13 protein-coding genes are annotated in these 12,549 nt (G+C 33.0%); 9 read left to right on the forward strand and 4 right to left on the reverse strand.

Translation table 11 applies throughout. The annotated features are described in order from the left end of the window. Window positions 1–109 precede the first annotated feature (109 nt). The 4 genes from NNL09_RS19005 (at window position 110) to NNL09_RS19020 (ending at window position 5,255) form a co-directional block, all read left to right on the forward strand. A complete protein-coding gene (locus NNL09_RS19005) occupies window positions 110–1,267 on the forward strand; it encodes a M14 family zinc carboxypeptidase (RefSeq protein WP_196910269.1) in 1,158 nt (385 codons plus the stop codon). A gap of 76 nt (window positions 1,268–1,343) precedes the next feature. Further along, the gene (locus NNL09_RS19010; RefSeq protein WP_025663656.1) at window positions 1,344–1,823 is read left to right on the forward strand and encodes an Lrp/AsnC family transcriptional regulator; all 480 of its coding nucleotides are present in this window, start codon (window positions 1,344–1,346) and stop codon (window positions 1,821–1,823) included. A gap of 167 nt (window positions 1,824–1,990) precedes the next feature. Then, on the forward strand, window positions 1,991–4,576 hold the full coding sequence (locus tag NNL09_RS19015) for a phosphoenolpyruvate carboxylase (RefSeq protein WP_196910268.1): 2,586 nt from the start codon (window positions 1,991–1,993) through the stop codon (window positions 4,574–4,576). A 166-nt stretch (window positions 4,577–4,742) separates the two neighbouring features. Further along, window positions 4,743–5,255: a DinB family protein gene (locus tag NNL09_RS19020; protein WP_196910267.1), complete on the forward strand. Its 513-nt coding sequence runs from the start codon at window positions 4,743–4,745 to the stop codon at window positions 5,253–5,255. Window positions 5,256–5,391: 136 nt separating this feature from the next. Here NNL09_RS19020 and NNL09_RS26315 read toward each other — a convergent pair whose 3' ends face one another. The 4 genes from NNL09_RS26315 to NNL09_RS19040 all read right to left on the reverse strand — a co-directional run bounded on the left by NNL09_RS26315 (window position 5,392) and on the right by NNL09_RS19040 (window position 7,731). Further along, window positions 5,392–5,529 (reverse strand): hypothetical protein, encoded by a 138-nt coding sequence (locus tag NNL09_RS26315; protein WP_196910266.1) that lies wholly within the window; start codon window positions 5,527–5,529, stop codon window positions 5,392–5,394. Between the two features lie 116 nt (window positions 5,530–5,645). Then, complete coding sequence (locus tag NNL09_RS19030; RefSeq protein ID WP_196910265.1) at window positions 5,646–6,284, reverse strand: alpha/beta hydrolase; 639 nt, start codon at window positions 6,282–6,284, stop codon at window positions 5,646–5,648. Between the two features lie 28 nt (window positions 6,285–6,312). Further along, a complete protein-coding gene (locus tag NNL09_RS19035) occupies window positions 6,313–7,164 on the reverse strand; it encodes a serine aminopeptidase domain-containing protein (RefSeq protein WP_196910264.1) in 852 nt (283 codons plus the stop codon). 3 nt (window positions 7,165–7,167) lie between these two features. Next, a complete protein-coding gene (locus NNL09_RS19040) occupies window positions 7,168–7,731 on the reverse strand; it encodes a TetR/AcrR family transcriptional regulator (RefSeq protein WP_025663662.1) in 564 nt (187 codons plus the stop codon). An 87-nt stretch (window positions 7,732–7,818) separates the two neighbouring features. Here NNL09_RS19040 and NNL09_RS19045 point away from each other — a divergent pair, with 87 nt between their 5' ends. The 5 genes from NNL09_RS19045 (at window position 7,819) to NNL09_RS19065 (ending at window position 12,517) form a co-directional block, all read left to right on the forward strand. Continuing rightward, on the forward strand, window positions 7,819–8,244 hold the full coding sequence (locus NNL09_RS19045) for a PaaI family thioesterase (protein WP_025663663.1): 426 nt from the start codon (window positions 7,819–7,821) through the stop codon (window positions 8,242–8,244). Between the two features lies 1 nt (window position 8,245). After that, complete coding sequence (locus tag NNL09_RS19050) at window positions 8,246–9,337, forward strand: chorismate-binding protein (protein ID WP_196910263.1); 1,092 nt, start codon at window positions 8,246–8,248, stop codon at window positions 9,335–9,337. Between the two features lie 63 nt (window positions 9,338–9,400). Beyond that, entirely contained in the window at window positions 9,401–11,125 is a 1,725-nt protein-coding gene (gene menD / locus NNL09_RS19055) for a 2-succinyl-5-enolpyruvyl-6-hydroxy-3-cyclohexene-1-carboxylic-acid synthase (protein ID WP_196910262.1), read from the forward strand. A gap of 105 nt (window positions 11,126–11,230) precedes the next feature. Beyond that, window positions 11,231–11,572 carry a DUF2853 family protein gene (locus NNL09_RS19060; RefSeq protein WP_196910261.1) on the forward strand — a complete coding sequence of 114 codons (342 nt, stop codon included), beginning with the start codon at window positions 11,231–11,233 and terminating at the stop codon, window positions 11,570–11,572. A gap of 111 nt (window positions 11,573–11,683) precedes the next feature. Next, window positions 11,684–12,517, forward strand: coding sequence for a S1 RNA-binding domain-containing protein (locus NNL09_RS19065; RefSeq protein ID WP_025663667.1), 834 nt, complete (start codon window positions 11,684–11,686; stop codon window positions 12,515–12,517). Window positions 12,518–12,549: the final 32 nt, after the last annotated feature.

Here is a 12,549-nt window from a genome sequence, read left to right on the forward strand (position 1 = left end):
GTTGTTACACTTGTAAACAGCACTCTAGTTTACAAGTGTAAATATTAATCTGATTTGTTATGAATCTTCGGTAAACTGTAGTAATTTCGTAGCTTTCTAAAACAAATTAATGGATACGCATATATTACAGAACTGGTTCGATACCTATAAAGAAGTTTCCTTATTTGGGCGTTATATTACTCTGGATCATATTTCTCCTTTATTAGATCTCTTGTCTTTAAAAACAGAAATTGAACAGATAGGATTTTCTGAGAATAATGCATCTATAGATCTCATTAAATTAGGTAGCGGATCTAAAAAACTTTTGTTTTGGTCGCAGATGCATGGTAATGAAAGTACAACAACAAAAGCTGTATTTGATCTCTTAAACTTCTTTACAGACGTCTCAAATGATTTGGCAAAAACTATTTTAAAAGAGTGTACAATATATATAATACCTATTTTAAGTCCCGATGGAGCAAAGGCATATACCAGACTTAATTTTAACCAGGTAGATCTTAATAGGGATGCACAGCAAAAAACACAAAAGGAGAGTATAGTATTTAGTAAACTAGTCGAGCGTATTCAACCAGATTTTGCGTTTAATCTTCATGGGCAACGTACTATTTTTAGTGCAGGAGAAACTAATTATCCTGCTACTGTGTCTTTTTTATCTCCTGCAAGTGATTTAGAACGATCAATAACCCCAAGTCGTAAGATAGCTATGGAAATCATTGCTAAGATGAATACAGTGCTTCAACAATTTATTCCGAATCAAGTAGGGCGGTATGACGATGGTTTTAATTTAAATTGTGTAGGAGATACTTTAGCGAGTATGGGAATACCTACTATATTATTTGAAGCAGGGCACTACTCAAATGATTATGATCGTGAAATAACCAGAGAATATATATTTTATTCTCTTATAGCCTCGATAGAATATATAACGACTACTCAAATTACAGGAGATAGATATAAAGATTATTTTTCAATACCAGAAAATGGAAAATGCTTCTATGATGTCATTATAAGAGATGTGATGTTAAAGGGTGAAAATGTAGATATAGCGGTTCAATACAGTGAAGAATTGATCAAAAATAGTGTGAAATTTATACCAAAAATTGTTAAAATTGGGGATCTTCAAAAATTTTATGGTCATAGAGAGATTATTGGCAAAAAAAGGGCAATATATAACGAAAACGTTACAGTAGAGATAGTTCCAGAGGCTATGCTGTTAAAATTTCACCTAAACTCTGAATTATTCTTAATAGAATCAACAAAAAGTTAAAATAAAATGTATGGAAACTGTATTTTTCTGCTAAATTTGCAATGTAAATAATCGGGAAAAATAATAAAAAAACAATATGGCAAAGTTTAAATTAGACGAAGTTGACCACCAAATTCTAGACATGTTGATCGAGAATACTCGTACACCATTTACAGATATCGCAAAAAAATTGTTGATTTCTGCGGGTACGGTACATGTGCGAGTTAAAAAAATGGAAGAAGCAGGTATTATTGAAGGATCTTCTTTAACATTAGACTATAAGAAATTGGGATATTCATTTATAGCATATGTTGGAATTTATCTTCAAAATACTTCGCAAACCAAATTCGTCTTAGAAAGGATTAATGAAATACCATTTGTAACGGTTGCTCATATTACAACAGGAAAGTTTAATATTTTCTGTAAAGTAAGAGCTAAAGATACGAATCATGCTAAGGAGATCATTTTTAAACTAGATGATATTGATGGCGTATATCGTACCGAAACTATGATTTCATTAGAAGAGAGTATTAATGATAAGAAACGATTAATGCACTCTATTTTTCAGGATTTATAAAGGGAATGTACTAAACAAATATAGAATAAGCCCTTTAAGAAAACCTTAAAGGGCTTATTAATTAATAACCTTTTAATAACCCATATGGCAAGATGTGCTAAACAAGTTTTATCTGCTATATCACTAACAAGAATACATATTAACCATAAACAAGTACCACCACACCAATGGCTAGAAAACCAAAAATTGAACGTTTTAATGAAAACGTTCTTGCTAAGTACCAGATATACAATAGTATATTTATAACATTACCTTTTGATACTATAAGTAACACCGGGGTTTTATTACCACTGTTTAAAGAAGTATGCGAAAAAGGCTATGATCAACACAAAAATCCTACAGAAATCGTAGAAGACTTTTTTTTATTATACCAGGATAATCCTGAGTCAAAAGAAAAGCATGATTTGCTATTTAGGTTTATTCAGTATATCGAACGTCAAGTTGTATTGTTTGATGCAATAGAAGATGCTGCCTTTCCTATAGTGAACAATATGGATGGTAGAGGGACTTTAAGAAGTATCAAAGAAGAAGCCCAGGCAAAAGGTAAATTAGAAGAGTTAAAAGATTATCTAAGGAGGTTTAAGATTCGTCCTACCTTAACAGCCCATCCTACACAGTTTTATCCAGGAACAGTACTCGGGATTATTCATGATTTAGACGCGGCAATTCGTAATAATGATTCACCTAGAATAAAAAAACTACTAGCTCAGCTAGGTAAAACAGCTTTTTTTAAGAAAGAAAAACCAACACCTTATGATGAAGCAGTAAGCTTGATCTGGTATTTAGAAAACGTATTTTATCATTCTGCAGGAACCATATATAATTATGTCCAGCAAAATATATTTGAAGGAGAAGATCTCGAAAATGACTTAATTAATTTAGGATTCTGGCCAGGAGGAGATAGAGACGGAAACCCATTTGTAACCACAGAGATTACTTTAAAAGTAGCAAAACGATTACGAAAAACAATTTTGATCAATTATTACCGTGATATCCGAGCATTAAAACGAAGAATTACTTTTGGTAACCTTCAGGATAAAATAGCGGTCTTAGAAAATGCATTGTATGATAACTTTTATTATGCAAAAACCGCAGAACCATTATCGATAGAAACATTAATGAATGGATTGCTCGAGATTAGAGAAGAATTAATAAAAGAGCATCAATCTTTATTTCTTGAGGACCTGCAAGATCTAATTAATAAGGTGAAAATTTTTGGTTTTCATTTCGGAACACTTGATGTTCGACAAGATTCAAGAGTTCATCATAAAGTACTTACAGAAGTTGTACAGAAAACGAATGAATTGGGACTAGATATTTTCCCCAAACAGTATGAATCTCTTTCTGAAAAAGAACAGGTTAGTGTGCTTTCTACTATTAAAGGAAAATTAGACCCTTCTGTTTTTGATGATGATATAACAAGAGCAACAATAGAATCTATTTATGCGATAAAAACGATACAGCAAAATAATGGAGAACGAGCAGCGAATCGTTATATTATTAGTAATAATGGAAGTGAACTTAATATCGTAGAGACATTTGCTTTAATAAAGCTTTGTGATTGGGAGTTCCCTACGGTAGATGTAATTCCTCTTTTTGAAACAGTACCAGATTTACAGGTTTCGCACCAGGTAATGGAGTCTTTATATACTAATCCAGAATATATGGAGCACTTAAAACGCCGTGGAATGAAACAAACTATTATGCTTGGTTTTTCTGATGGAACCAAGGATGGAGGATATCTTATGGCGAATTGGGGAATCTTTAAAGCAAAAGAAGCATTAACTGAAATTTCTAGAAAATATAATGTAAAAGTTATATTTTTTGATGGTAGAGGTGGACCACCTGCAAGAGGAGGAGGAAATACAAATCAGTTTTATGCATCTCTTGGCCCAACAATCGAAGATGAGGAAATTCAATTAACTGTTCAGGGGCAGACGATTAGTTCTAATTTTGGGACACTGGATTCTTGTCAGTATAATTTAGAACAATTATTAGGAGCCGGAGTAGAAAATGAATTAACAAGTAACGAGGGTAATCTTTTTTCTGCAGAGAATAAGCAAACTATGCAAAAGCTTGCTGATATAAGTTATCAAACTTATGTTGATTTTAAAAATCACCCTAAATTTCTTCCGTACCTGGAGCATATGAGTACATTAAAGTATTATGGGAAAGCAAATATTGGTAGCCGACCTTCTAAAAGAAGTAAAAGCGCAACTTTAGATTTTGGTGATTTAAGAGCAATACCTTTTGTTGGAAGTTGGAGCCAGTTAAAACAAAATGTCCCTGGCTTTTATGGAGTAGGAACAGCTCTAAAAGTATTTGAAGAAAAAGGAGAATTTGATAAAGTAATGTCTCTGTATAAAGGTTCACCATTTTTTAGAACGTTGATAGGTAATAGTATGATGAGTCTTACTAAGTCCTTTTTTGAATTAACTTCTTATATGAAAGAAGATGAAGAGTATGGTGCATTTTGGGATATCATTCATAACGAATACTTGTTAACCAAACGATTGTTATTTAAGTTAACGGGGTATTCAGAGTTAATGCAAAACGAGCCGGCAGGAAAAGCATCTATCGATATTAGAGAAAATATCGTATTGCCTCTGCTCACGATACAGCAATATGCATTGAAGAAAATTCAGGATTTAAATAAAAATAAAGACGCAAAACCAGAAGATGTTGCAATTTATGAGAAGATGGTAACTCGCTCTTTGTTTGGGAATATTAATGCTAGTCGTAATTCGGCATGATTTTTTAATAAAGTACTGTTAAGGATATTATATTATGAAGCTGGAATGATTAAATTTCAGCTTCATTGTTTAACTCATATTATACTTTATGGCAAAGTTTTATAGTGTAATGTGAGTTTATATATTATTACAAATAAATTTAAATTTAATCTATATCTAATACACTATGGTATCACAGTTAAAAGAAGGAGAATTTAACCCGTATTATGAAACATATATTAATAAAGCCGAATCACCAGATATTGTAAAGGGGTTAGAAAGTAGTCAAAAAGAATTTGTTGATTTTGTACAATCCATTCCTGATGAAAAACTTACTCATGCCTATGCAAAAGATAAATGGACTGTAGCAGAGGTGTTGCAACATGTAATTGATGGAGAACGTATTTTTGCATATCGTGCTTTGCGTTTTGCAAGGAATGATAAAACACCAATTATGGGTTTTGAACAAGATGATTATGTTCCGTATTCAAATGCGAATAATTATAGTAAAGAAGAATTGATTTCAGATTTTCAATCTGCGAGAAATAACTCTATTTCATTATTCAAAAGCTTCACTGGTGAAATGTTAACCAGAATTGGAGAGGCGAGTGGTAGCCCTATGAGTTCAAGAGCTGCAGGATATATATTAATAGGACATCAAAAACATCATTTTGAGGTTATAAAAGAAAGATATTTATAAGTATGACAAAAGAAGAAGTTGCTCAGAATTACTTATCGTTTTTAGAAAAAAATGAAGTGAATAAAGTTGTTGGTTTATTTGCCGACGACGGAATTGTTGAATCTCCATTGTATGGAACAATGCCAGCCAGTAAATTTTATAAGGCTTTGGCAGATGATACCACTACTTCAAAATTAAAATTTGATGGTTTGTTTTTTGAAAAAAACTCTAATAGAATTTCACTGCTCTTTGATTTTGACTGGGAATTAAAAGACGGAAAAAGAGTGATCTTCAAAGTAGTAGATATTATAGTGCTTAATTCAGAAAATGAGATTCAAAAACTTACTATTATTTATGATACCGTTCATAGTAGGTCAGCAATAGAAGCGTTAAAAAAGTAGGGTAATAGATTTATAATAAGTTGATTAGAGTTTTTGGTTCTAGCTCGTGTCCTCCTGGATGAGTTCTAAATTCAATCTGAGGTAATATTTGCTGCACCCGTACTTTCTCGGCTTCAACTTTTTCGATTTCAAAAAAGGGATCTTTTTCTCCCAAGATATGAGTGATTCTTGTCTTATCAGTTAGAAAAGAAAAATCTTCTCTGGATAATTCTTTAGGAAAACCACCAGATATCATAACCAGGGCGTCACAATTTATTTTACGGCTGGCAACCCATCTACTGGCGATACTTACGCCTTGGGAGTACCCTAAGACAATTAGCCTGGCATGCTCAGGGACTTCTTCAGATGACAATATTGCATCAACATATCGTAATACATTTTTGGTCTCTACCATAGTGTTTTCTTTGGTTAGCCAACTAGAGCCGACTCTTCTGTAATTATCACCTTTGTAATATTTAGAAGGAGCTTGCGGTGCAATAAAATAATTATCTTCTTTATTAAGGCTTTCAAACAACCGTATAAAATATCTACTTAAGTATCCGATCCCATGAAAAACTAGCCAAACATTTTTAGTACCAGGGTGTAAATTATTAAGTGTAGAATATGTGTTTGTAGCAGTATAAGAAATTTCTTTTTCAGTAGCACTCATGTGATATATGATAATAGATCTTTTGTATTTAATTAAGATGAAACCAATCGTCGATAATCGGCCACAAGATATCTCGATTTTTTGTCCTAAAAAAATCAAAGTGGCCAATAGTTTTTAGGTTAAAATCACTTGGTTTTAGATGTTTTCTAGTCACTTTAGCATTTTTGTATACGCGTTCACCCAAAATGTCTACCGATTTTTTGGGAGCAAACAAGTCATCATCAATACTTAATAAAAGCATAGGTTCTTTGATTTCTTTATAATATGTGCTAGTATCTTTTTGGGTAAAATACAGCATCGAATCCGGGTGCAATAAAAAAATAGCCCAATCTTTGGCTACTCTGGTGGTTAAGGGGTTTCCTAATCCAAACCAACCAGAAGGGTAGTACTCTAAGAGTGATGTGGTAAGCGGTACAAAGAACTTAAAATTAAGGTAGATGAGTATTCTCATTTTTAAAGTGAAATGCTTGTAAAATCCAAATTGAGAAGCTACAGTAAAGTATTTATCGTAATATTGATATGCATCACTAAAGCCTACACTATTACCACCATAACTATGGCCGATCATGTATTGTTCGTTTTTAGGGAATTCTTCTTTGGCATGTTTAGAAACTGATTTAAAATCCTGTGCCCAGAATAAAAAACCATGTTCTTTTAAAGATTGAATGCTTTGAGAAAGAGAATCTCCAATTCCGCGATAGTCAAAAGTAAATACATTACATCCCTTGGTAGCGAGATATTTTGCAAGAGGAAAATAAATTTTTTGAGGAACTGCCACCGCAGGAGCAAAAACTACTGTTTTGCGATTAGGAGATCTAGGAACAAACTCATGTACCGAAATAGGGTAGCCGTCAAAAGAACGAATAGTGTATGATTCCATGTTTTACTGATTTAATATTGCCGTTTCTGTTCTTTCCATGGCATTGTTAAGGTACTTTGGATCGTCATAAATCTGCGTTAATAAGATACCTCCTTCGATATCCTGTACCATTTGTTCTGCCAGTAGTAATGCTTTTTCTGTTGAGTGATGTACTTCAAACAGTTGTTGTAGACCTAAAATAAAATCCTTAAAAAATGATTGTATTTCTTTTTTATATATGGGGTCGAGGTGAATGGTTTCTAATGCTGTATTTGCCATAATACATCCACCATCTGAAGCTCTGAATAATTTGTCCAGAAGTAGCTTCATTTTTAACACTTTTTCGTTAAGAGTTAAAGTATTACTTTCAATAATCCTAAATAGATTGTAATTAAAATAACTGTGAACAGTTGCAAGAACTTCTCTAATTAGATCTTCTTTATTGCTGAAATAATAATAAAAATGAGACTTCTGTATACCGCAAGCTTTAGAAAGTTCACTCATACTGCTGTTTTGAACTCCTCGAGAGCGCAGGATAGGGATTATCTTTTTTAGAACTTCTTCTTTGGATGTTTTTGATTTCGGCATTTTATTGAACGTTCGTTAAAATAATAATCAAATATAGTTAGAATTATTAAATAGCATTGTATATTTTTGGTTTAAATTATTAAGCTTATGAATTTGACACAGACAGAAGTGCTGGAACAATGCGCTAAGATGTGTAAAAACACTTTAATGGAAACTTTAGAGATTTCTTTCTGTGAAGTTGGTAAAGACTACCTTGTTGCTAAAATGCCAGTGACTCCCAGGGTGCATCAGCCAGATGGTGTTTTACACGGGGGAGCTATGGTAGCACTTGCAGAGAGTGTAGGGAGTGCAGCATCATTTATTTTTCTTAATGCTAAAGATTTTTATATAAGAGGAATAGAGATTTCTGCAAATCATGTAAAGAGTGTTAAGCAGGGCTATGTGTTTGCGAAAGCAGAAATTCTACATCAAGGCCGTACTACTCAGTTATGGGATATAAAGATAAAGGATGAAGAAGGTAACTTGGTTTCCATAGTTAAGTTGACGACTATTGCGCTTCCTAAAACCAAATAGTATGGACATAGGGGATGTTTATGCTAAAATTGAAGAGCAGTTAGGTCAAAATCTACCTTTTGTGGTATATAGAAAAGCTGATTCTATGACGCTACATGCTGTTTTTCAAGAAAATAATCAGGTATACGAAGTAGAAGATTATACTGTTTCGGGATTTGTTTTTGCTCCTTTTGATAATGCTCATAAAGCCGTTATTATTCCTTCAGAAAAAAGTGACTATTGCACTGCTACCATTTTATCACAAACCATAAGTAGTGAAAAAAGAACTTCAGGAACAATAGATAATGCTCTTTTGGTAGAATCTGAAGCTCAAAAAAAACATATTGAGCTTGTAAAAAAGGGTATTGAGGCAATACAATCTGATCGTTTTAAAAAAGTAGTATTATCTCGAAAAGAGGAGGTTTCGATATCAGATTCTTTTAGTAGTCTACATATATTTAAAAATCTAATACACTATTATCCAAAAGCTTTTGTGTACCTATGGTACCATCCAAAAATTGGTACATGGATGGGAGCGACTCCAGAAACCTTGATTCGGGTAAAAAATAATAATTTTTTCACTATGGCTCTGGCCGGTACTCAACCTTACATAAATACTATAAATGTCGATTGGGGGACTAAAGAATTAGTAGAACAGGAAATGGTTACTTCTTTTGTTACGAATAAATTATCTTCAATTATTAATGATATACAACACTCTAAAACTTATACGCATAAAGCCGGTACACTTTTGCATCTGCGTACCGATATTAGTGGGGTTTTGGATAATGAAAACTCAAGAATTGAAAAAATAATTGAAGTATTGCATCCCACTCCTGCGGTTTGCGGGCTTCCTAAAGACGAGGCTAAATCTTTTATTCTAGCTACAGAAGGGTATAATCGTAAGTATTATACTGGTTTTATGGGAGAACTAAATATGAATGAAGATGGTATTATTAAATCAAATTTGTTTGTAAACCTTCGTTGTATGGAGTTGAGTAATGGTAAAGCTATTCTTTATGTGGGAGGAGGAATCACAAAAGATTCTGATCCAGAGAAAGAATGGGAGGAAACTGTGAAGAAAACAGAGACAATGAAAAGAGTTTTGTTGTAATCAGGGTTAAATTATTTAAAATTCTGGTGTAAATTAGATCGATATTGTAATTTAGCGATTCGAATGAAGAAACGCTTATATTCAAAAATTCCTTTAGCACAATCTATTGTTACCTTATGCGAAGCAAAAGGAATTACCCATATTGTTATTTCGCCGGGATCTCGTAATGCACCGCTAATAATTGGTTTTAGTGAACATCCCGATATGCAATGTTATAGTATCGTAGATGAACGATGTGCTGCATTTTTTGCATTAGGTATTGCACAACAAATCCAAAAACCAGTTGCTTTGATCTGTTCTTCGGGTAGCGCGTTGTTAAACTATTATCCAGCAATTTCAGAAGCATTTTATAGCGATATACCATTAGTGGTTCTAAGTGCAGATCGCCCTATTGAAAGAATTGATATTGGAGACGGACAAACGATTCGTCAAAAAAATGTATTTGAAAACCATATTTTGTACTCGGCCAATTTATATTCTGAAGTTGTTGCAGAAACAAAAATTGATGACCCCAAAGTACGCCAAAAACACCATGAAGCTCAAAAACATAATGAAAGAGAAATCAATCTGGCGCTAAATAAAGCGATAGAACGAAAAGGACCAGTGCATATTAATGTACCTTTTTATGAGCCTTTATATGATAAACTAGAGCATCCTACTATTGTTTCTAGAAATATCCCGGTAGAAAAGCCACATCATCAGTTTTCTGAAGATTTACAATCAGAAATGCGTGAAGAGTGGAACCTGGCAAAACGTAAAATGGTACTGATAGGTGTTAATTCACCAGGTACAGTTGAGCAAAAATGGATAGAATATTTTGCCGATGATCCTTCGGTCTTAGTACTCACAGAGACAACGTCTAATATTCATCATGAGTCTCATATTAATTGTATTGATCAATTGATTTCTACTTTGAATGAGAACGAATTTAAAGCATTGCAGCCAGATATTCTTTTAACTATTGGAGGCATGGTTGTTTCTAAACGAATCAAAGCATTTTTGCGACAATATCAACCAAAATCGCACTGGCATATTGATTCGAAAAAGGCATACGATACCTATTTTTGTCTTACAGAGCACATAAAATTGCAACCTAATGTATTTTTCTCGCGTTTTTTTCAAAAAAAGAAGAGCGTCGATAGTACTTATAAATCTTTTTGGATTTCTATTAGAGATCATCGCAGATTGAAACATGCAGCATATCTTGATAAAATCCCTTTTACCGATCTTAAAGCGTTTGAAGTTATTTTTAATAGTATTACAGATGGGCAGATGATACAGTTAAGTAATAGTTCTACTGTTCGTTATGCGCAACTATTTACACTAAATCCAACTTTTCAGGTGTTTTGTAATAGAGGAACAAGCGGTATCGATGGAAGTACATCTACTGCCATTGGTGCAGCTCTTGCTTCGGGGGCGCCTACAACTTTGATAACGGGAGATCTAAGCTTTTTTTACGATAGTAATGGGTTATGGAATGAGTATATTCCTTCAAATTTCAAAATCATTGTTATTAATAATGAAGGAGGAGGGATATTCAGAATTTTACCCGGAAAAGAAGAAAGTGTTAATTTTGAAACATATTTTGAAACGACACATCATCTTACAGCAATACATTTATGTAAAATGTTTGGTTTTGAATATCATACTGCGCATACGCTTGAAGAATTAATTCATGAATCTAAAAAAGTATACGAAAATGACCATATGCCTCAACTGCTTGAAGTTTTTACGCCTCGAAAAGAAAATGATAGTACTTTGATCGATTATTTTAGGCATTTTGTCTAATTTCCTTGTTTTAATATACTTTGCAGATGAATTATTAATGAATAATTCATCTATATTTGATCTGGAAAAAAAAGTGAACTAAAAACCTAAAAACACATTTATCCTATGAGTAAAAGAGATGAATTAATCACAAAATACGCCGCAGATATCAAAGATAAAATTGGTCAGACTCCAGATATGGATCTTTTAACCAAGGTTACTATTGGATGTGGGCCTTCAATTTACAATGCAGATGCTGCTACAGTATCTGGTTCGGATCAAAGTGAATTAGATACCGTAAAGAAAAACTTTTTAATCAATAAACTTGGTCTTTCTGACGGACCCAAATTAGATGAAGGTATTGCTTCTGTCATTGATGCTTATGGTAAATCAAATCGTAATAAGTATAGAGCGGTTGTTTATTATCTTTTGACAAAACATTTCGGAAAAGAATCTGTTTATAAATAATATACGATTTTTACTGCAGAAAAAGGTGTCCATGATCATGGGCACCTTTTTTTGTTGAATTTAGATAAACAGGAGAATTAAAGAATTATCTTTGCGCAAAAAAATAGAGACATGCTTAAGCTTGGGGAATACAATATGTTAGAGATTGTTAGGGAAAGAGAACAAGGAATTTACCTTTGTGACGAAGAAGGGGATGAAGTGTTATTACCTAATAAGTATGTGCCAGAACAATTTCAAATAAGAGATGTTTTAAAGGTGTTTGTGTATTTGGATAGCTCAGAACGTATTGTTGCTACTACCTTAGAACCTTTTGCGACTGTAAAATCTTTTGCTTATTTAAAATGTACAAACGTATCAGGAATTGGTGCTTTTCTGGATTGGGGATTAGAAAAAGATCTTTTTGTTCCGTTTAGAGAACAATCTTCAAAAATGAGAGTAGGTAGCTGGTATCTCGTTTATGTTTACCTCGATGAAGAAACTAATCGACTTGTTGCATCAAGTAAGACCAATGCTTTTTTAGATAATTCTTTGGTTTTACTATCATCGTATGATGAGGTTGATCTTATCGCTTCTCATCCTTCGCCACAAGGATGGAACATGATTGTAAATCAAAAACATTTGGGGTTAGTATATAGCGATGAAATTTTTCAAAAGATCACACCGGGGGATCAGCTTAAAGGGTTTGTGAAAAAAGTTCGCCCTGATGGTAAAATAGATCTTACATTACAACGACATGGATTTAGAGGAATAGAACCAAATGCAGAGCAGATTTTAAAAGAATTAAAATTGAGTGGTGGTTTTATTGATCTGAATGATAAATCTGATCCAGAAGATATTAAAGAAGTTTTTCAATTAAGTAAGAAAAGTTTTAAAAAAGCTATCGGATCGTTGTATAAACTCAGAAAAATTGTTATCGAGAAAGAAGGAATACGTTTGGTAGAGTAGAACAAAAATATACACTACAGTTATAGTTAAAG

It is taken from the genome of Aquimarina sp. EL_43 (assembly GCF_943422735.1).
GTDB lineage: Bacteria > Bacteroidota > Bacteroidia > Flavobacteriales > Flavobacteriaceae > Aquimarina > Aquimarina megaterium.

Coding starts and splice junctions, on each gene's coding strand:
- NNL09_RS19030 (WP_196910265.1), bottom strand. CDS start 6,284: ATGAGTGCTACTGAAAAAGAAATTTCTTATACTGCTACAAACACATAT.
- menD (WP_196910262.1), top strand. CDS start 9,401: ATGAAGAAACGCTTATATTCAAAAATTCCTTTAGCACAATCTATTGTT.
- NNL09_RS19040 (WP_025663662.1), bottom strand. CDS start 7,731: ATGCCGAAATCAAAAACATCCAAAGAAGAAGTTCTAAAAAAGATAATC.
- NNL09_RS19015 (WP_196910268.1), top strand. CDS start 1,991: ATGGCTAGAAAACCAAAAATTGAACGTTTTAATGAAAACGTTCTTGCT.
- NNL09_RS19060 (WP_196910261.1), top strand. CDS start 11,231: ATGAGTAAAAGAGATGAATTAATCACAAAATACGCCGCAGATATCAAA.
- NNL09_RS19050 (WP_196910263.1), top strand. CDS start 8,246: ATGGACATAGGGGATGTTTATGCTAAAATTGAAGAGCAGTTAGGTCAA.
- NNL09_RS19065 (WP_025663667.1), top strand. CDS start 11,684: ATGCTTAAGCTTGGGGAATACAATATGTTAGAGATTGTTAGGGAAAGA.
- NNL09_RS19035 (WP_196910264.1), bottom strand. CDS start 7,164: ATGGAATCATACACTATTCGTTCTTTTGACGGCTACCCTATTTCGGTA.
- NNL09_RS19045 (WP_025663663.1), top strand. CDS start 7,819: ATGAATTTGACACAGACAGAAGTGCTGGAACAATGCGCTAAGATGTGT.
- NNL09_RS19020 (WP_196910267.1), top strand. CDS start 4,743: ATGGTATCACAGTTAAAAGAAGGAGAATTTAACCCGTATTATGAAACA.
- NNL09_RS19010 (WP_025663656.1), top strand. CDS start 1,344: ATGGCAAAGTTTAAATTAGACGAAGTTGACCACCAAATTCTAGACATG.
- NNL09_RS19005 (WP_196910269.1), top strand. CDS start 110: ATGGATACGCATATATTACAGAACTGGTTCGATACCTATAAAGAAGTT.